Here is a 19,482-nt window from a genome sequence, read left to right as displayed (position 1 = left end):
GGACGGACTCCAAGGGCGCCCGAAGGAAGTCCACAGGGTGAGCGGATCATCCGCCTACGTGCAGTGGGAGGTCTGGCATGCCGAGACAGATCAAGATCACGCTGGAACGCCGCGGTGTGTCATGCGTGGCGGAACTGCTGGAGAAGGACGCCCCCCGTACGTGCGAGGCGGTGTGGCAGGCGCTCCCGCAGGGCGGCGACATCTAACCACGCCAAGTACGCCCGCAACGAGGTCTACACGATGGTCGAGCGGTTCGCCGCCGAGGAGCCCGGGCTGGAGAACCCCACGGTCACGCCGATCCCCGGCGACGTCGTGTACTTCTCCTTCAACGGCGGCATGCTCGACCGGCGCTTCAAGGAGGAGAAGGGGATCGAGGCCCTCCCCGGCGTGATCGACCTCGCGATCTTCTACGGCCGGAACAACCTGCTGCTCAACGGAGACGTCGGCTGGGTGCCGGGCAACGTCTACGGGACCATCGTCGACGGGCTGGACCGCATGGCCGAGGCGTGCAACGACGTGTGGCGGTCCGGCAGCGTGGGCGAGCGCCTGGTGTACCAGCGGTTCGAGCAGTGAGCGCCGGTCGCCCGGCGGACGTGGTCGTCGGCCTGGAACTGCCGGCCCAGCACGGCGTCGGCGTCGTGGCCCCGTTCGACTTCGACTTCGCCCTCGACCGCGAGCTGTGGAGATGGGCGCCGGACGACGTGTCGCTGCACCTGACCCGGCTGCCGTTCGTCCCGGTCCCGGTCACGATCGAGATGGCCTCCGCGCTGTCCGACGGCGACACCGTCCGCCGGGCGACGCGTGACGTGCTGTCCCCCGAGCCCTTCGTCGTGGCGTTCGCGTGCGCGTCGGGCAACTTCGTGCACGGCGCGGCGGGGGAGCGGCTGCTGAGCCAGAGCATCCTCGATGCCGGCGCGCCGCTGGCCACGACGACCTCGGGCGCCCTCATCGAGTCGCTCGCGCTGCTGGAGGCCCGGCGCATCGCGGTGGTCACCCCGTACATCGACAGCGTCACGGACCGGCTGCTCGGCTTCCTCGGCGAGCACGGGATCGAGGTCGTCTCCAGCGTCGGGCTCGGCCTGCTCAACCACATCTGGAAGGTGGCCTACTCCGAGGTGGTCGCCGCGGTGAGCGCCGTGGACCACCCCGACGCCGAGGCGGTCTACATCAGCTGCACCAACGTGCCGACGTACGACATCATCGCCCCGCTGGAGGAGATGCTCGGCAAGCCGGTGCTCACCGCCAACCAGGTGACGATGTGCTTGGCGCTGCGCTCCATGGGCTCCCGGCCGGTCGGCACGGGCCAGCTGCTGGTGGAGATGGCGCGGCCGACCGCGGCGTGATCAGGTAAAATTGTAAACAATCTGCCGATTCTGGAGTGCGATGGGTCACACGGTCGGAATCCTCTATCCGGGCCGCAGCGCCGAGGCCGATTACCCGGCGATGGAGCGCCTGCTGGGCGACGTCGGCCTGCCTGTCGTGCACACGCTGATGCGGGAGGACGCGCACCGGGTCGACGCGCTGCTCGACGTGGGCGGCGCGGACGTCCTCGCCTCGGGCGCGCGGGAGCTGCGGGCGCTGGGCGTGCAGACGGCCATGTGGGCGTGCACCAGCGGAAGCTTCGTGTTCGGCTGGGACGGCGCGGCCGCGCAGGTGGCCGGGGTCTCCTCGGCCGCGGGCGTTCCGGCGTCCAGCACCTCGTTCGCCTTCGTCAACCCGGTCCGCCACCTCGGCCTGCGCCGGGTGGCGATCGCGGCGACCTATCCCGAGGACGTCGCCTCGCGGTTCGCCGCGTTCCTGCGATGCGCCGGGATCGAGGTCGCCGCCCTGTCCTGCCGGGGCATCGTGACGGCCGCCGAGGTCGGCACCCTCGGCCGCGACGACGTGCTCGGCTTCGCCGCGGCCAACGACCATCCCGACGCCGAGGCCGTACTGGTGCCGGACACCGCGCTGCACACCGTGGCCTGGCTGGACGACCTGGAGGAGCGGCTGGGCAAGCCCGTGCTCACCGCGAACCAGGTGAGCGTCTGGGAGGGCCTGCGCATCGCCGGAGACACCACCCCGCGCGCCGGCCTGGGCACACTCTTCCGTACGGAGGCGGCCTGACCATGGGACGGCTGGGCGAGCTCGAGCCCGTACCCCGAAGATCCACCGTAGAGATCATCTCTGACGAGCTGCGGACGGCGATCATGTACGGCTCGCTGGCGCCGGGCTCGCAGCTGGGCGAGGCGGACCTCGCCGCACGCCTGGGCGTCAGCCGCGGCCCCCTCCGCGAGGCCATGCAACGCCTCGTCCAGGAGGGCCTGGTCCGCAGCGAACCCCACCGCGGCCTGTTCGTGATCATCCTGACCGAGGAGGACATGGAGGACGTCTACCTGTCCCGCCTGGCCGTCGAGCGCGCCGCATGCCAGATGATCATGGCCCGCAACCGAGGCGAGGCCCTCGTACGGCTGACCGAGGCCCTCAAGGCGTTGGTCGGCGCGGCCTCACAACGCGACCGCATCGCGATGAGCGACGCCGACCAGGCGTTCCACCAGGTCCTGGTGTCGGCGTCGGGCAGCCCCCGCCTCGAGCGGATGGCCCAGACGCTCCTGGTCGAGGCCCGGATGTGCCTGAGCGCGCTCCAGGAGAAGTACCCCGAGCCGGAGGACCTGGTCGAGGAGCACCGCAAGCTGGTCGAAGCGATCAACGACGGCGACGAGGAACGGCTGCTGCGCCTCATCGAGGAGCACATGACCGACTCCATCGACCGTCTCCGTGCCTCCGCCGACTGACCGCTCGCCGGGCGACCTCTAATATTGGGGCGCAACGGTCATTCGGCGAGTCTGGAGGGGGCGGGCGTGGCGGCATCTGCGGACTCATCCGGCTCCCAGGCCGACGGCCCTTCCCACGCGTCTTCCACGGCCTGTGCGGGGCCGCGGACCCGGGCCGAAGGTTTCCCCCGCACGTCTTCTACGGCCTGTGCCGGGCCGCGCGCCCGGGCCGAGGGTTTCCCCCGCACGTCTTTCACGGCCTGTGCGGGGCCGCGGACCCGGGCCGAGGGTTTCCCCCGCACGTCTTCTACGGCCTGTGCGGGGCTGCACGGCCGGGCCGATCATCCTCCCCGCGGGTCTTTCGCGCCTCGGCCGGCCGGTCGTACCGTGCCGTGCGAGGCCGGTGGCGGCCCCGCCGCGCACCGATCGCGCGGCACCGCGCCCCGGCGGCGTACAAAAGCCCTGGCAGGGCGCTTTTTCCACCGTCCCACCCGGCCGGCCTACCGGGTCGTCCTCATGCGCCTTCGGCACCGCGACGACGCCTCGGCGGCCGAGGGACCGCACGTCCATACGTGCGGGGGCGTCGCCGTCAGGCGCTAGGCGTGGTACGACGAGGCAGGCAGCCCTCAGCGTCCACACCATCGGGGGCCAGGGACTAGCAAGGAGCGAAGAATGTCGGACACGTGGGTAGTCGTCGGCCTGGACAACGGTGGCACCTGCAACAACGCGACGGTGCTGGATTCGTCGGGCAAGTTCCTGGTGGACCGGCTGGTGGAGATCCCCAGCCGCGTCACGGAGGGCCCTGAGACGGCGGTCGAGGCGCTCGCGGAGGCCCTCGACGGCATCCTGGCCCTCACCGGCACCGAGCGGGCCCGCGTACGCGCCGTCGGCCTGGACACCCCGGGCCCGGCGAGCGCCGACGGCGTGATCTCCTCCAAGGGGGCGACGAACTTCGCACAGCCCGCCTGGTGGGGCTTTGACGTCCGCACCGCGCTGGAGGATCGCCTCGGGCTGCCCGTCGTTTACAACAATGACGGAAACGCGGCGGCGCTGTACGCCCACCACGCGCACTTCGGCGCTGATGCGGCCCGGCACTCCTCGATCTCGGCCATCGTCGGCACGGGCCTGGGCGGCGGTGTGATCGAATTCGGCCAGGTCGTACGCGGCGCCGCCGGGATGGCGGGCGAGCTGGGCCACGTCCACATCCCGACGCAGGGCCTGCTGGAGGAGGGCCAGCCGCTGCCGATGTGCAACTGCGGCTTCGGCGGCGACGCCGAGAGCATCGCGTCGCTGACCGGCATCACGGCGAACCTCCTGCCCTACTGGCTGACCCGTTTCCCGGGACATGAGCTGAGCACGGTGCCGCTGGCCAAGGCGGCCAAGCTGGTACGGGCCCGTGGCGAGGACGGTGACCCGATGGCCCTGAAGATCTTCGAACAGCAGGCGATGGCCCTGGGCCGCCTCTTTACGATCGCGGCGAACTTCACCGACCCGAGCGCGTACTTCGTCGGCGGTGGCGTCGTGGAGACGGGCCCGACCTTCCGAGAGTGGTTCCTCGGAAAGGTCCGTGAACACACGACCCTCCGGGAGGAACAGGAACGCGTCGCCGCGTTCGCCCTGGTCCCCGACCTGGACATGGCGGGAGCGAGGGGAGCGGCGATCGCCGCCCGAGACGCGTCGGCCGCCTGAAGCCTGTCATGAGCGGCGCCGCCACGGTGTACGTGGCCCGGCGGCGCCGCCCTCCCCACACGCCACCCGGCGCCGCCACGACGACCTGACGTGCACGGCCCGCTGCGGCCACTTCGACGTCCGCGGCCGGGCGCCGCGGCTGACGTATCCGGACCAGCGTCACCGTCACGACACCTGCCGCCCGGCGCCCACTTCGCGTACGCCCACTTCGCGTACGCCGCCCGGCGCCGCCGCATCGCCGGACGCCGCCCGGCAGTGCCGCGCTCGCCTGGACGGATGTCGGCACGGCGCCGTTGCCGCCCCGCGTACGCCATCGGGTGGCACTGCCGCTGCCTTCGCGTATGGGGTCCGGCGCCGCTGCGGCTCCTGTGACGTAACGCAGCCCAATACCGCCCTCGCGCCGGACGCTGTCCGGCGGTGTCGCGGCACCTCGCCGTACGTTCGGTCCGGCGGTGTCGACGCTACCTCGGCGGACGCCGTCGGGCGGTGCCACCGCCTCCATCCGGGCGGCCCGGCGCCGCCTACGCGACCCGGCGCCGCCCGACCCCAGGCGCTCGCCGTGCGGCAGCCCGTCGAGGTGGCGTGTGACGGCGAGCCGCGGACCGGCGCCGTCCTTGCGTCCGGGCGCTGTCCGGCGGTGCTGCGGTCATCGCGCTGTACATCGCGGTCTGGCGGCGCTGCCGTCGCTCCCTCACGCCGCCGGGTGCTGCGATGCCGCCATCTCTCTCCGCGTACGTGGCTCGGCGGGCGTCTCGGCTGCGATCGACGGTGGGCCGCCGTACCGGTTGGCGACGTCCCGGGTGTGTCTGCTTGTCTGGATATGTCGTGATCGATGGCTGTACTTTGGCCCCCTACCTGCGGATCTGAGGACCTCGATGTCACCTGAAGCAACGCCAGACGGGGAGCCTCGCCGTCCCGGGCCGATGTACGTCAACCGGCGCGGGAAGGAGACGGATTGGAGCGGGATCCAGACGTTCATGAAGGCGCCGGTGTGCCTGACGCCGGAGGATCTGCGCGCCGGGAAGGTGGACGTCGCGGTCGGGGGAGCGCCGTGGGACGGTACGGCGAGCGGGCTCACGGGCACTCAACTGGGCCCGCGCGCGATCCGTCAGAGTGACTACATCTCCGGTTCGCGGCATATCGGCCACCTGGGCGTGCGGGTGAACCCGCTGGACCATCTCGTGCTCGCGGACTACGGCGACGCCGAGGTGCTGATCGGTGATCCCGTGGGCACGTACGAGAACATCCGGTCCTTCGTCGCGGAGATCCTGTCCGGCGGCGCGATCCCGATCATCCTGGGCGGCGACCACGGCATCACGTGGCCGGCCGCCACCGCGGTCGCCGACGCGTACGGGCATGGAAAGGTCGGCATCGTCCACTTCGACGCGCACGCCGACACCGCGCCGGACCAGCAGGGTTCGCTGCACGGTCACGGTACGCCGATGCGGAGGCTGATCGAGAGCGGCGCCGTGCCGGGCCGCAACTTCGTACAGGTAGGGCTGCGGGGTTATTGGCCCGAGCCGCCGGTCCTGCAGTGGATGGAGGAGAACGAACTGCGCACCCACTTCATGACCGAGATCCACCGCGACGGCTTCGGAAAGGTACTGGAACGGGCGGTCGACGAGGCGCTGGACTCGGCCGACCACCTCTACATCTCCCTCGATGTGGACGTGGCCGACCCCGCGTACGCCCCGGGAACGGGAACACCGGAGCCCGGCGGCCTGACGAGCGCCGAGGTGTTGTGGGCGGTGAGGCGTCTGGCGGCCGAGGTCGGAATGGTCGGCATGGACGTGGTGGAGGTGAGCCCACCGTACGACGTGGGCCCGGAGATCACGGCGCTGCTGGCGCGCCGCGCGGTCATGGAGGCCCTGACCGGAACCGCGATGCGCCGGATCGGCCTCACTCAACCGGACTACGCCGACCCCCGTTCGGCAGGTACCGGCACAAGCCGCACCTTCCGCGAGCCGGAGCAGGACTGAGCCGACGCGGGGTCGCCTCGCTCACTGTCCGGCCGGGGCCGACGGTATGGCGGATGACGCAGGCCGGTGGCCGGGGCCGGGTTCGGTGTGGGTGTTGGAGGTCGTGACCCCGCCTTCGCAGTGGGGGCAGGTCAGGACGGGGTGCATCGTCTCGCCGCAGGTCTCGTGGACGAGGACGGTCGGCGGGCCGTTCTGGTCCGGGACCCAGTCGTCGCCCCATTTGAGCATGGCCGCGATGACCGGGAGCAGCGCGCGGCCCTTCTCGGTCAGGTGGTACTCATAGCGGACCGGGCGTTCCTGGTACGCGCGGCGTTCGAGGATGCCGTTCTCCGTCAACCGGCGGAGGCGGGCGGTCAGCACGCTGCGGGCCAGGCCGAGGCTGCTCTGGAAGTCGTCGAAGCGCCGGGTGCCGCGGAACGCGTCCCGCACGATCAGCAGCGTCCACCATTCACCGACGACGTCGAGTGTGCGCGCTATGGAGCAGTTCATGTCGGCGAGGCTCGTGAAGCGCATGGGAGCAATCTTAGCAATGTGAGTCTCTTGTGCAGACTTACTCCGTTCGGCATGGTTAGTCTCTTGAGAAGACTCACTCGCTTTGCCGATGGGGAGACGATGACCGAGCGAAGCCTGCGTCCCTGGACGTCCCTGGTCGTCCTGTGCCTGGGAACGTTCGCGATCCTGCTGGACACCACGATCGTGAACGTCGCGATCCCGAGTCTGGTCACGGATCTGCACGCGTCTCTGGACCAGGCGGTGTGGGTGGTCAACTCCTATCTGCTGGTGTTCACCGCCCTGCTGATCGTGGCCAGCAGGCTGGGCGACATCTTCGGGCCGAGGCGGCTTTTCGTCGGCGGACTGGCGGTGTTCGCCCTGGCCTCGGCTCTGTGCGGCGCCGCACAGTCGCCGGGTCAGCTGATCGCCGCCCGCGTACTCCAGGGCGTCGGCGCGGCGGCCCTCGCCCCGCAGGGCATGGTCGTCATCCAGTCGATCTTCCCGAGGGAGCGAATGGGCGCGGCGTTCGGCGTCTTCTCCTCCATGACGGGCCTGGCCGCCGTGGCCGGCCCCACCATAGGCGGAGCCCTCACGACGTACGTGAGCTGGCGATGGGTGTTCTACGTCAACCTGCCGATCGCGGCCGCGGGCATCGTGCTCGCCGTTCTCTACGTGCCCGACATCCGAACCGGCCGCCGCCACCGCCTGGACGCGATCGGCGTGCTGTTCGCGTCGCTGGGCCTGTCCGCGGTGGTGTTCGGCCTGATCGAGGGCCAGCGTTATTCGTGGGCGGAGATGGGGCGCGGCATCACCATCCCCGAGATCATCGGGGCCGGCGTGGTGCTGCTCGCGGCCTTCGTCTGGTGGGAACGACGCCGGCCGGAGCCATTGATGCCGCTGCGGCTGTTCGCCGACCGGACGTTCAGCGTGATGGTCGTGCTGAACGCCGTGGTGCAGTTCGCCCTGCTGAGCATGTTGCTGGTCAACGCGATCAACCTCCAGTCGGCGTTGGGGATGACGGCCGTACGCTCAGGTTCGACGGGTCTGCCGCTGACCATCACGCTCTCCGCGGTGGCGCCGTTCGCCGGTCGCCTGACGGACCGCTTCGGCGGCAAGTTCGTCCTGATGACCGGCCTGTTCGTCTATGCGATCGGCATCGCCGGCGTCGCGGCGGTCTCGTCCACGAACTCCACCTCCTTCACCTTCGTCGTACCGCTCCTCATCGCGGGCGTGGGAATGGGCGCCATCTTCGCCCCGCTCGCCACCGAGGCGATGCGGGCCGCTCCGCCGAGGTACGCCGGCGCGGCCTCGGGCATCCTGAACACGAGCCGCCAACTCGGCGCGACGTTTGGCGGGGCGGTCACCGGCGCGGTGCTGGCCAACCGCCTGACCGCCGCGATGCACGCCCGAGCCGTGGCGGACTCCGCGGCCTTGCCGGAGAACGCCCGCGACCGCTTCACCGGCGCGTTCTCCAACGCCGCGAGTGGAGGGTTGCAGGTGGGCCGGGGTCAGTTCGTCTCACAGGTGCCGCGTGATACGCCTCCTTCCTTGGTCACGCAGGTCCGTCAGCTGATCGACGATGTCTTCACGCACGGCTACGTGACCGCTCTGCGTCCGACCCTCGCCGTGTCGGTCGCGGTCCTGCTGGCGGGCGCCGCGCTCTGCCTCCTCCTGCGCCGCCGTCCCACGCCCTCTCTCGAACCGGTGACCGCCGAGCCGGTCAAGGCCGCCGCCGAGTAGCCGGGAGCCACCGGTCTTTCGGTAACCGGCGACCGCCCGATGTGTGGCCGGACCGTGCGGCAGCAGCGTGGGGCACCACCGTCCGCCGCGCCGGTGGGCATGGGCGGCGGCTCAGTACGAGAGAGAGCCAGGTCGACGGCCCAGCTCGCTGAGAGGCCGAGCCGCCGACCAACGCCCGCCGTGCAAGGCCAGGCAGCCGTCCGGCACATCGCTTGGCCGGAAGATCACCCACCCCCGGCACGCGACGGTCGCCCGGTCCAGGCCACGCGTCCCTGGCCGCCTCCCCGGCCGTGTGACCCCGGTCGCCCGGTCCCGCAGCCTGCTCCTGGTGCCGATTCTGCTGCCGGTGCCGCTCCCGGTCTTGGTCGCGGGGCTCCGGTCACACCGGTCCTACCGATTCCCGACTACCGACTCCCGACTAGCGACTTCCGACTACCGTCGGGCAGGTCGGGCAGGTCGGGCAGGTCGGGCAGGTCGGCACTGGTCGTGTGGTCGTTTAGGGAGTTGGGCGGTCGTCCGGCGAGGGGCGGGCGCAGGATTTGGGGGAAAGGGCTGTGGGGACTTCGGACAGCGGGCGTGATCGTCTGTGAGCGGTGCCGTCCCGCCTGCGGTCCTGTCTCCAGGCCCTGGTCCTGTGGTCCTGCCTCTCACCTCGGCTCCGTTGCTGAGTGCCGGGGGGTGTGCAGGCACGGCCTTTTTCGTATACGACCAGGCCCGATGAGAGGTGGAGGGGAACGAGGATCAGTTCGACCACGAGGGCCTTCCAGGCGTAGTAGAGGTTGACGGCCTTCGTCAGGTAGACGAACGGGATGTTGGCCAGGACGTGGAGTAGTGGCAGTTTTCGGCGGTGGGCGGCGTATATCAGCGGCGGGACCGTGAACAGTAGCTCCGCGCCGAGCCAGAGCGTCAGTGTCGTGGTCAGCGACCTGTGCAGGCCCAGCGTCATCACGAGTGGGGTGGCCCACCACAGCGGGGCGGTGAAGATCTCGGCGAGGGCCAGGATGATCCATACGGCCAGCATGGGTTTTCGGCGGATCAGGGCCCCGAGGTGGAGGCGGACGTTCTGGAAGAAGCCGGCCATCCAGCGCCACACCTGTTTGCGTAGGTAGGTCAGCGTTTCCGGGTCGGCGGCCCAGGCGACGGCCGTGCCGACGTAGACCGCTCTGCGGCCCGCGATCTGCATCGACCAGGTGAAGTCCATGTCTTCGACGATCGTGCGTTCGGGGAAGCCGCCGAAGGCGGTCAGCGTCTCGCGGCGGAAGGCCGAGCAGCAGCCCGAGCACACGACCGGGCTGTTGGCGCCGTTCTGGATCGGGCGGTTCCAGTGGAAGCCGAAGAGGTATTCGATCGAGCGGCCGCGTTCCCAGGCGGTGCGGGTGAACCGGGTCTGGACGTTTCCGGCGGCCACGACGACCTCCGGGTCGGCGAAGGCCGGTTTGATCCTTTCGATGTAGTCCGGCGCCAGCACGGTGTCCGCGTCCACCGCGAGCACCAGGTCGGTCTCACAGTGCGGCAACGCGTGGTTCTGCGCCTTGGCCTTGCTGCCGAGGTTGCGCGGCGGGCGCAGAACGGTCGCACCGTACGACGCCGCGACCTCGCCCGTACGGTCCGACGAGGCGTCGTCCACCACGATGATCTCCTCGGGCGGAACCGTCTGCCGGCGTAAGGCGTCGAGCGTGGCCGGCAGGCCCAGCTCCTCGTTGTGGGCAGGGACGATCACGGTCAGCGTGGCGGTCATTTGCGCCCCCGGAACCTCGTGACCGCGCTCCCGCAGACCACGGCGATCCCCACGACGCCGTAGACGATGGTGCTGAACCCGATGAAGGGCAGGCCCCCGTGCATTTCAAGCCCCTTTCGACGGATGGTGGACCCGGCGGCGGACCCGCTTCGCTCCGGTGTTGTGGCAGGCCCGCCGCCGGGCGTGTTCGCCATGATGGGCCGAACGCCAAGGGCCCGTCGATAGCCCGTGCACGCCTGTGGACAACCGGACGCCGGCCGGCGCGGACAGCGTTGACGTCACCAGGACGCGCACTCAAGCGGGAGAGCATGAGTTCCGAGGCGATCGGGCTGTGTTTTGACGGTGATTGAACGCTCAACAGAAATACACTCGCGTCGTGAGTAGCAACACTCGATGGCTGAACGCCGACGAACAGCGCACCTGGCGTGCCTACCTGAACGCCCATCGGCTGCTGCTCGACGCGATCGACGCGCAGCTCCGCCGTGACTCGGGGATGCCGCACGCGTACTACGAGATCCTGGTCCGCCTGTCCGACAACGAGGGTCGCGCGATGCGCATGGCCGAACTCGCCGACGCCACGCGCGTGTCCGCCAGCCGGCTCTCCCACGCCATCGCGCGGCTGGAGGAGCGTGGCTGGGTACGGCGGGAGGACTGCCCGACCGACCGGCGCGGGCAGATCGCCGTACTGACCGACGAGGGGTTCGAGACACTGACCGCCGCCGCGCCCGGGCACGTCGAGGCCGTACGGGGAGCCCTGTTCGACGGGCTCGACGCCGACCAGATCAAGAAGCTCGGCGAGATCAGCGAGATCCTCGCCGCACGCCTGACGTGACGGCCCGGCCAGGCGGTGCGGCACGCGGTGCCGGCCGGCTGTGGGCGGCATGTCCGGAGGGGTCGTTGCGGCGGCCCGCTTCGGCGCGTGGGCGAAAACAATCGTACGGCGACCCCGTACACCCGTACGACCTGGCCGTTCGGACCGAGGCAGGCAGCGAAGGCAAAGCTCCGAAAGGCAAGACCCCGCCCGGCCCCCAGAAGGGGAGCCGGGCGTGATCAGTGGCGGGCCGCCCGCGGCGCCTCGGTCTGGGTGCTGTGCAGGCGGAGGGCCAGGGCCGGGCACATGTCGACCGCCTCCTGGGCGTCCGCCAGCAGCCGCGTCGGCACCGCGCCGCCCGCTCCGCCCGCGATCACCGGGAAACCGTTCTCGTCCAGTTTGACCAGGTCAGGAACCAGATGGCCGCACAGACTGTGGCCGGCGCAGCGGCTCCAGTCGACCGTCAGGCGCATCCCGCTGTCCTCGGTGCGGTCCGGGGCGGGCACGTCGCCCGCGATCGGCAGCAGGCCTCGTACCTTCCGGCCGCACGTGCCAGAGGACAGGTGGGTCGCCACGTCCTCGCCGAACACCTCCAGCGCCGACGTCACGAAGCGGGCCGAACCGTCCGGGTGATGGCACGCGCCACGCTTCTTCACCACCTGGCTGCCCTGGAGTACGCCGGCCATCGCCTCGCTGGCGGAGACGCCGGACGCCAGTGCCTGCATCGAGCGGGCGATGGCGGGGACGCCCAGCCGGCAGGGGCCGCACTGGCGGGCGGACTCGCCGCCGAGGTAGGTCGCCACGCGCGCGACCTCGCCGAGCGGGCACACCTCCGGGTCCAGCGGAAGGATGATGCCGGCGCCCAGGGCGCCGCCGACCCGGTCGATGCCCTCGCGTGAGACGGTGGCGCGGTTCGCGGAGCCGGGGGTGAGCCAGGTCCCGTGGTAGCCGCCGATCAGGACGCCCTGGCCGACGCCGGTGTCGCACAGGTCGAGGACCTGCGCGAGCGGTACGCCGGACGGTGCCTCGACGACGATCGGCTTGCCGTGCGGGCCCCACACCGTGAGCAGCCGGGTACCCGGCTCGTGCTCGGTGCCGATCGCGGCGTACAGGTCGGCGCCCAGCTGGGACAGCAGCGTGAGCTGGGCGAACGTCTCGGCGTTGGACAGCAGCGTGGGCAGCCCGTCCACGCCGCTCTCCGCGGCACGCACCTTCTTGCCCGGCGGGATCGCCTGCTTGCCGTTGACGCCGTTCACGAGCGCGCCGCCCTCTCCGGTGATGAAGCGTTCCGGCAGGCGTACGACGCGCATCATGCCGAGGCGGCTCTCGGCGATCGCGGCGCGGAGCGACCGCTCGGGCGCCGCGCCGTCGGTCACCGCGATGATGACCTCGCGGGCGCCCAGGGCCAGGGCGGCCAGCATCGCCCCGTCCAGGATCAGGTGCGGGACGTGTTCCATCAGGAACTTGTCCTTGTGGCTGGCGGGCTCGCCCTCGGTGGCGTTGACGAGGACGACGGTCTGGGAGTCACGGCGGCGCGCCGCGGCGACGACGGCCTTCACCTTGCGGGCGAACGGGAACGCCGCGCCGCCGCGGCCCCGGAGGTCGACCTGCTCGGCGAGCGCGAGAAGCTCGCGCATGCGCCTGCGGCGGAACGCGCCGTGGATCCGGCGGTGTTCCGTCCCCCCGATCCGTTTGTTCTGTTCGAGCCCCTGGCTGAGCCGACGAGGCGCGAGGTGGCGGAACTCCGTCATCTCCGATCTCCGATCCACTGTTTCGCCTCGGCCCGCAGCAGGCGCCAGAACTGCTCGTCCGGCACCTCCACCCGCGGCACCTCGGCGGCCGGGCGCTCGTCGGGCGGCGGGGGCCGGTGGTCGCCGATCTGGTTCCGCTCACGGATGATCTCCGGCAGCCGGGCGAGGATCGCGACGATGACGAAGGCCAGGCAGATGAGGTAGCTGGCGGTCACCCACCACTTGGGCGGACGGCCGGCCAGCAGGCCGTGCGCGATGCTGAGCGGCCAGATGGCGTACGCGAGCATGTGCAGGGTCCGCCACAGCCACTTCCGGCGGTTCGCGACGAAGCGTCCCCGCATGATGCCGGTGACCATCACCAGGATCATCAGGTCGCTCGCGAGGGTGCCCAGGCCGATCCAGCGGGCCCGGTCCTGGCCGCCTGTGAAGGGCACGACGACGTCCAGGACGGTCGCGTGGGACTCCATGATCTTCAGCAGGATGTGGGTGGCCAGGAAGGCGACGGTCATCAGCGCCATCGCCCGGTGGACCGCCTGCACGAGGATGCGGAGCCGCGCCGGGATGGACTGCTGCGCCGCGATGACGCCGGCCACGACGACACCGGTCATCGCGAGCAGTGCGAACACCCCGGTGAAGAACTCCAGGAAGTCGTGGAGCCAGTCGACGGTGCCGGGGTCCGCCCGGGCGAACACGAGCACCCCGGCGAGGAGGACGAGGATGACGATCCACGTCCTCTTACTGATCACGTCGACGCCTTGGGGTCGTTCGCCGGTCCCGTCGCGGGCGCCTTCGGTGACTTCGTCTTCGACGGCGACTTCGAGGGCGTCGGGGACGGGGTGGGCGCGGGGGCGGTGCCGAAGTTCAGCAGGGGGTTGCCCGGGCTGATCCGGAGCCCGCCGCGGTCGGCGAACATCTCGTCGGCGGTCGAGTGCAGGGTCCAGCCGCCGACGTCGACCTGGTCGAGGGAGATCGGCCCCTCCGCGTCACGGAGGGAGAAGCGGACCATCTTGCTGGCCGCGTGGCCTCCCCCGCAGGACTGGTCGTCGCTCGTACGGCCGAGGTAGTCGCCTCGCTTGACGGCCTCGCCGTCCGCGACCTGCGTGATGTCGTCCATCTGGTAGTACTCCGTCGCCAGCCCGCTGGGGTGGACCAGGAGGACCATGCCGCGGTTCGGCGAGGCGGAGCAGACGCGGTACAGCAGCCCGTCGCCCGCGGCGAGGACCCGGCCGTCTCCTCCGTCGAAGCCCCAGGTGCCGGACTCGGTGGCCACCGCGGACCACGACTGGCCGATCTTCCAGGGCAGCATCAGCCCGGTCTCCAGCGGCGCCTTGCCGGACGTGCGGAAACGCTTCAGCGCGTCCCGCTCGTCCTTGTGCACCACCGACTCCGGTGCCTTCGGGATGAGGTCGGCGAACTTCGGCGTGCCGGCGAGCGCGACGGTCCACTGAGTACCCGAGGCGCGCGCGAGGAACAGTGAGGACTCCGGTGCCGCCGAGGATCCGGACGGCGTCGGGATCGCCTCGGTGCCGAAGGCCCAGGACCTGGCGATCCTGCTGACGTGGACGACCGGGGTGGCGACCGTGCCGACCCCGTACTCACGCTTCGCCACCGCGCCGCGCTGCGCTGTGGCGGCCTTCTTCACCTGCCGGCTCAAGAGCGTTGTGGGACTGACCCGCTTGACGGAACGGGACGGACGCGGCTTCTTGGCCCGGGACTTGCTGGGTCCCGGCGCCGCCGCCGCTTGACGCTGGTGCGCGGACTGACCGGTGGGCAACAGCGCCTGCTCCACGATCGCCGCGAGCGACAGACCCATCACCACGATCGTCGCCGTCCCCATAGCGGAAACACGGTTGACCAGCGTGCGCATCAAACTCCTTCGGAGGCCGGTTGCGCCGTCGCTCCTGCCTGTAGTGGCTAGGGCGTGCGACCGTCGCTTAAACCAACAAATCGCACAAATCGGATGGCACGGAGTGTAGGACGCGCGAGGGACCTCTGTTGCGTAGATCAAGAGAAAATATAGAGAGCGTCAGGTGTGACGCATTCAGCCGATTTTGGCGCGCACGACCCCGTCGGCAACATTCCGCCCGCCGATCGTCACGACCGGAGAGGATCCGCGCAGGTCAGCGGCGCGGTAGCGGGCGGTCAGCGTCTGGCTCTGCCCCGGCCACAGCGTCACGTAGTCGTCGCTCCAGCGGATCGGCCGGACCTGGTCGTCTCCGCCGAGCGCGCGACCGTCGGGCGTGCCCCGCCGCACGTCGGCGCGGGTGAAGACCGCGGGAACCCTGCCCGTGCCCGTGTTGCGGATCGTGATCGTCGTCACAGCGTCCGCGCCGTCACGCCGCGTCGAGGCGGTCGCACGCACGGTCGCCGCGGGCAGGCTCTGCAGCCCGGTCAGATCGGCGTAGCCGCCCGGCTCGAAGACCGCGCCGCTGCCCTGGCCGAGCGTCTTGGACCAGTCGACCGCGTCGGGCTTGGTGGACAGCCAGTAGACGTTCCGGCTCACGGTTCCGCCGTCGCGGCGCTTCAGCGTGAGCTCGGCGAAGTAGGTGCGCGAGATGTCGGAGGGCACCTTCGGCGTCAGCACGGTCTGCACGTCCTGGGACGCGAGCCCGGAGACGGCGACGCGGCGCTCGCCCTTGACCGTGCCGTCCATGTCGATGATCCGCGCCGTGGCCGACAGGCCGTCCTGGCGCGTACGGGTCAGGTTGGCGACCTTGACCGAGCCGTCGGCGTAGTCGTACATGATGTGCACCGGCTCGCCGGCCTTGAGCGCGCCGAAGTACACGCCCGGCTGGTCGAAGTCGTAGTTGTAGAGGTTCCAGTGCAGTGACGGCCACGCCTTGTTCAACATCCAGTAGATGACGCCGGGGCTCGGGTTGGCCGGGTCCTTCGACCGGCCGAGGTAGGCCTCGAACTGCGCCCGCGTGACCTCGTACCCGCCCATCTGGGCGATCTTCTGGTACGACGCCATGTCGGTCCAGGGCCCGTACCGGTTCCACAGCGGGGTGTTGTACTGCCCCATCCGCGCGGTCTTGGTGTAGCTCCCGTAGGACGGGGCGACGTGGAACAGGTCCGGCCCGGTGCCCGGCCCCTTCGTCGTGGACAGGTCCCAGATCTTGGCCTGGTCGGCCGGCGTCAGGAACCGGTTGAGCGAGTCCTGCGTGGGGACCGTGTTGCCCGCGCTGGTCTCGGTGTCATAGCCCCAGGCGCTGCCGGTGTTGGTGAAGGTCGGGTCGCTGCCCGCGGTCTCGGGGCCGTTCGCCCACCAGTAGCCCGGCGGCACGTAGTTGTACGGTCCCTCCTTGCCGCCGGAGGGGCCGAGCTTCGGCGAGGACTTGTACTCCGCGGACGCCACCTGCGGCGTCTGCCAGTCCGCCGCCGCGAACGCGTCGAGGTAGATCGTCTCCTTCGTCGCGTCCGGCGCCTCGTCGCTGCCCTGGAAGTAGGTGAAGACGCTCGGGTGGTTGCGCAGCCACTGCGCCACCCGGGTGGCCTGGTTGGCGGCGTTCGCCCGCAGCGCCTCGGGCCACTTGGCGATCGGGTCCTCCCACCGGTCGCAGCACTGCCAGCCGGGCATCGCCAGGATGCCCGCGCGGTCCATCTGCGCGAACATGTCATCCGGCGGCAGGTTGCCCTCGAAGCGCAGGGTGTTCAGGCCGAGGTTCTTCACGTACGCGAGCTGGTCGCCGATGTTGCGCGGGTCATAGCGCAGGAACATGTCCGGCGACCACCCGCCGCCGCGGATCACCAGCGGCACCCCGTTGACCAGGAACCTCCGGTAGCCGTGCGGCGCGTGCGTCTTGCCGTCCACGACCGGCGTGAGGTCCGAGGTCACCGTACGGATGCCGAAGTCCTCGGCGTACTGGTCGGAGGTGCGCCCGCCCACCCGTACGTCGGCCGCCAGGTGGTAGAGCGGCTGCCCGCCGAGCTGGTACGGCCACCAGACCGCGGGGTGGGAGAGGTGCAGTTGCCGGTGGTCGGCGGGGGACAGCGTGACCGTACGCGTCGCGCCCGCGGGCACGTCGGCCCTGGCCGAGACGGCGACGCGGATGCCGCCGTGCGTGATCGTCTCGCGCACCTCGGCGCGCTGCGCCGTGGCCGTGTCGTTGCGCAGGTCGGCCTTGATCGTGAGGTCGGAGCTGCTGAGGTCCTTGGCGTTGCTCTGGCCGACGTGCACGTTGCGCAGCGAGACCGGGCCGGCCTGGGAGAGCTGCGGCGCGAAGCGCAGCCCGGTGTTCTGGTCCGGCGAGTGCGGGTTCCAGTCGAGCTGGCTGTCGCTGAGGTAGGTCTTCGGGTCGTTCTTGGCCACGTCGAGCGCGATCGCGTTGGCGCCGTCGTGGACGTAGGGTGTGATGTCGTACTCGAACCGGGAGTAGGCGCCCTGCAACTGCGCGCGGTCGGCCACCTTGGTGCCGTTGACCCACAGGTCCGCGGTGCCCAGCACGCCGTTCATGGTGAGGTACGTCCGGCCGCCGGCTCGCGGGTGCACGGTGAGCTGGTCGCGGTACCACCAGTTGACGGCGAACTGGTCGGTCGGCACGCTCTTCAGCCGGTCGGAGTAGAAGACGTCCGGGTAGCGGCCGTTCTCGATCAGGCCGGCCATCAGGGTCTCGGGCTGGGAGATGGGCAGCCAGCCGGTCGCGGAGTAGTCCGGACGGGAGATCTCGGCGCCGGAGGCGCCGGCGGTCGCCGACGACTGGATGCGCCAGCCGGAGGTGAGCTGCGCGGACCCCGGACCCGACGCGACGGCCGCGGCGGGAGGCGGCGCGGCGGTGGCGAAATGGGACGGTGTCACCGCGGCCGCGGTGACCACACCCGCGAACGCCACCATGATCAAAGGTGACCTGACCATAGACAACCGTACCTCCCGGGTCCGGACGCCCACGGTAATCGTGACCGGGTTTGATTGGGAGCCTCCCTAACGAATGACCGGAACAGGCCACCGCCGGAGAGCTTTCCGTGATTACCGGTGAAAACGGCTTTTCTCCAGGTCAAGGCCGGAGTTATGTTCGCCGGAGCAGCGGGAGCGCTCCCATCGGACCCCACGAACTGGAGCCGTCCAGTGCGACCCAGACGCATGATCTCCGTACTCCTGGCGCTCGTCCTCGGCCTCCTCGGCGGCGGCCTGGTCCCCGGCACCGCCCACGCCTCGGTGCGCTGCGAGGTGGACTACGCCAAGAACGACTGGGGGTCGGGCTTCACCGCCTCCATCACCCTGCACAACCTCGGCGACCGGCTCGGCGGATGGACGCTGACCTACTCCTACGCCGGGAACCAGACGCTCACCCAGGGCTGGAGCGGCGCCTGGAGCCAGTCGGGCCGTACCGTCACGGTCACCGACGCGGGCTGGAACGGCACGCTCGCCACCGGCGCGACCACGCAGATCGGCGCGAACTTCGGCTACAGCGGCACCAACGCCGATCCGACGTCATTCACCGTCAACGGCACCGCCTGCGGAGGAGACGACGGAGGCGGCGGCGAGGCCCCGGCGCTGCACGTCTCCGGCAACCACCTGGCCGACGCCGCCGGGAGCACCGTACGGCTGCGCGGCGCGAACCGCTCCGGTGGGGAGTTCATGTGCGTGCAGGGGTACGGCGTGTGGGACGGCCCGGTCGACGACGCCGCGATCGAGGCCATGGCCGCCTGGAAGATCACCGCGGTCCGGATCCCGCTCAACGAGGAGTGCTGGCTCAGCCTGAGCAACATCGACCCCCGCTACGGCGGCGCCGCGTACCAGAGCGAGGTCGAGGGGTTCGTCTCCCGCCTGGAGGCCCACGGCATCACGCCGATCGTCGAGATGCACTGGAACCACGGCACCTACACCGGCCCGTCCTCCGGCTGCGCGGACGTCCACGCGACCTGCCAGAAGCCGATGCCGGACGCGGAGTACGCGCCGTCCTTCTGGACCGGTGTCGCGAACGCCTTCAAGGCCGACCCCGCGGTGGTGCTCGACCTGTTCAACGAGCCCTATCCTGAGCGCGCCACCGGAAGTGAGACCTCCGGATGGGTCTGCTGGCGCGACGGCGGGACCTGCGCCGGCATCCCGTACCAGGTGGCGGGGTTCCAGTCCCTGGTCGACGCGGTCCGCGCGACCGGCGCGGCCAACGTCATCCTCATCGGTGGCCTGGCCTACTCCAACGACCTGACGCAGTGGCTGCAGTACGCGCCGTCGGACCCGGAGCACAACCTCGCGGCGTTCGCGCACCTGTACAACTTCAACACCTGCTCCAGCGCGTCCTGCTTCGACGCCCAGCTCGCGCCGGTCGCCCAGCAGGTGCCGCTCACGCTGAGCGAGATCGGTGAGAACGACTGCGGGCACGGGTTCATCGACACCGTCATGAACTGGGCGGACGCCCACGGCGTCGGGTACCTCGGCTGGACCTGGAACACCTGGGACTGCTCCTCGGGCCCCTCGCTGATCAGCGACTACGCCGGCACCGCCACGCCGTTCGGCGCCGGTCTGCGCGACCACCTGAGCGCCGGTCCCTGAGACGGGGTTTCGGGCTCCGCGTACGCGGAGAGGAGATCA

At 70.6% G+C, this 19,482-nt stretch carries 14 protein-coding genes and 1 pseudogene; 9 read left to right on the top strand and 6 right to left on the bottom strand.

Annotated elements, in window-relative coordinates:
* The first annotated feature begins 77 nt into the window (after nucleotides 1-77).
* The 6 genes and pseudogenes from QWU11_RS05965 to QWU11_RS05940 all read left to right on the top strand — a co-directional run bounded on the left by QWU11_RS05965 (nucleotide 78) and on the right by QWU11_RS05940 (nucleotide 6,421).
* Nucleotides 78-573 (top strand): annotated as a pseudogene (locus tag QWU11_RS05965) (DUF3830 family protein).
* Nucleotides 570-1,343, top strand: a complete 774-nt coding sequence (locus QWU11_RS05960; RefSeq protein ID WP_290104011.1) for an Asp/Glu racemase — start codon at nucleotides 570-572, stop codon at nucleotides 1,341-1,343. Before QWU11_RS05965 ends, QWU11_RS05960 begins: the two are co-directional and overlap by 4 nt.
* Before the next feature lie 40 nt (nucleotides 1,344-1,383).
* The gene (locus QWU11_RS05955; protein WP_290104010.1) at nucleotides 1,384-2,106 is read left to right on the top strand and encodes a maleate cis-trans isomerase; all 723 of its coding nucleotides are present in this window, start codon (nucleotides 1,384-1,386) and stop codon (nucleotides 2,104-2,106) included.
* Nucleotides 2,107-2,108: 2 nt separating this feature from the next.
* Complete coding sequence (locus QWU11_RS05950) at nucleotides 2,109-2,774, top strand: GntR family transcriptional regulator (protein WP_290104009.1); 666 nt, start codon at nucleotides 2,109-2,111, stop codon at nucleotides 2,772-2,774.
* 651 nt (nucleotides 2,775-3,425) lie between these two features.
* Nucleotides 3,426-4,442 carry an ROK family protein gene (locus tag QWU11_RS05945; RefSeq protein ID WP_290104008.1) on the top strand — a complete coding sequence of 339 codons (1,017 nt, stop codon included), beginning with the start codon at nucleotides 3,426-3,428 and terminating at the stop codon, nucleotides 4,440-4,442.
* Nucleotides 4,443-5,419: 977 nt separating this feature from the next.
* Complete coding sequence (locus tag QWU11_RS05940; RefSeq protein WP_290104007.1) at nucleotides 5,420-6,421, top strand: agmatinase family protein; 1,002 nt, start codon at nucleotides 5,420-5,422, stop codon at nucleotides 6,419-6,421.
* 21 nt (nucleotides 6,422-6,442) lie between these two features.
* Here the strand turns inward: QWU11_RS05940 and QWU11_RS05935 are convergent, their stop codons facing one another.
* Nucleotides 6,443-6,934 (bottom strand): helix-turn-helix domain-containing protein, encoded by a 492-nt coding sequence (locus tag QWU11_RS05935; protein ID WP_290104005.1) that lies wholly within the window; start codon nucleotides 6,932-6,934, stop codon nucleotides 6,443-6,445.
* A gap of 99 nt (nucleotides 6,935-7,033) precedes the next feature.
* On the opposite strand from QWU11_RS05935, the gene QWU11_RS05930 reads away from it, so the two are divergent.
* Nucleotides 7,034-8,653 carry an MFS transporter gene (locus QWU11_RS05930; protein ID WP_290104004.1) on the top strand — a complete coding sequence of 540 codons (1,620 nt, stop codon included), beginning with the start codon at nucleotides 7,034-7,036 and terminating at the stop codon, nucleotides 8,651-8,653.
* Nucleotides 8,654-9,149: 496 nt separating this feature from the next.
* Here QWU11_RS05930 and QWU11_RS05925 read toward each other — a convergent pair whose 3' ends face one another.
* Nucleotides 9,150-10,391, bottom strand: coding sequence for a glycosyltransferase family 2 protein (locus QWU11_RS05925; RefSeq protein WP_290104003.1), 1,242 nt, complete (start codon nucleotides 10,389-10,391; stop codon nucleotides 9,150-9,152).
* 376 nt (nucleotides 10,392-10,767) lie between these two features.
* Between QWU11_RS05925 and QWU11_RS05920 the strand changes: the two genes are divergently transcribed.
* Nucleotides 10,768-11,223 (top strand): MarR family transcriptional regulator, encoded by a 456-nt coding sequence (locus QWU11_RS05920; protein WP_290104002.1) that lies wholly within the window; start codon nucleotides 10,768-10,770, stop codon nucleotides 11,221-11,223.
* A gap of 218 nt (nucleotides 11,224-11,441) precedes the next feature.
* On the opposite strand, the gene QWU11_RS05915 is transcribed toward QWU11_RS05920, so the two are convergent.
* The 4 genes from QWU11_RS05915 to QWU11_RS05900 all read right to left on the bottom strand — a co-directional run bounded on the left by QWU11_RS05915 (nucleotide 11,442) and on the right by QWU11_RS05900 (nucleotide 17,784).
* On the bottom strand, nucleotides 11,442-12,953 hold the full coding sequence (locus QWU11_RS05915) for an NADH-quinone oxidoreductase subunit NuoF family protein (RefSeq protein WP_290104001.1): 1,512 nt from the start codon (nucleotides 12,951-12,953) through the stop codon (nucleotides 11,442-11,444).
* Nucleotides 12,950-13,699: a hypothetical protein gene (locus QWU11_RS05910; protein ID WP_290104000.1), complete on the bottom strand. Its 750-nt coding sequence runs from the start codon at nucleotides 13,697-13,699 to the stop codon at nucleotides 12,950-12,952. Before QWU11_RS05910 ends, QWU11_RS05915 begins: the two co-directional genes overlap by 4 nt.
* Nucleotides 13,696-14,820, bottom strand: a complete 1,125-nt coding sequence (locus QWU11_RS05905; RefSeq protein WP_290103999.1) for a M23 family metallopeptidase — start codon at nucleotides 14,818-14,820, stop codon at nucleotides 13,696-13,698. Before QWU11_RS05905 ends, QWU11_RS05910 begins: the two co-directional genes overlap by 4 nt.
* Before the next feature lie 174 nt (nucleotides 14,821-14,994).
* Nucleotides 14,995-17,784: a sugar-binding domain-containing protein gene (locus QWU11_RS05900; protein WP_290103998.1), complete on the bottom strand. Its 2,790-nt coding sequence runs from the start codon at nucleotides 17,782-17,784 to the stop codon at nucleotides 14,995-14,997.
* A 231-nt stretch (nucleotides 17,785-18,015) separates the two neighbouring features.
* Here QWU11_RS05900 and QWU11_RS05895 point away from each other — a divergent pair, with 231 nt between their 5' ends.
* A complete protein-coding gene (locus tag QWU11_RS05895) occupies nucleotides 18,016-19,443 on the top strand; it encodes a cellulose binding domain-containing protein (RefSeq protein ID WP_290103997.1) in 1,428 nt (475 codons plus the stop codon).
* Nucleotides 19,444-19,482 lie beyond the last annotated feature (39 nt).

Origin of the sequence: Actinomadura sp. DC4, from assembly GCF_030406325.1 — a bacterium.
GTDB lineage: Bacteria > Actinomycetota > Actinomycetes > Streptosporangiales > Streptosporangiaceae > Actinoallomurus.
The sequence above is the reverse complement of the archived record's forward strand: the minus strand, read 5'-3'. Positions and strand labels throughout refer to the sequence as shown.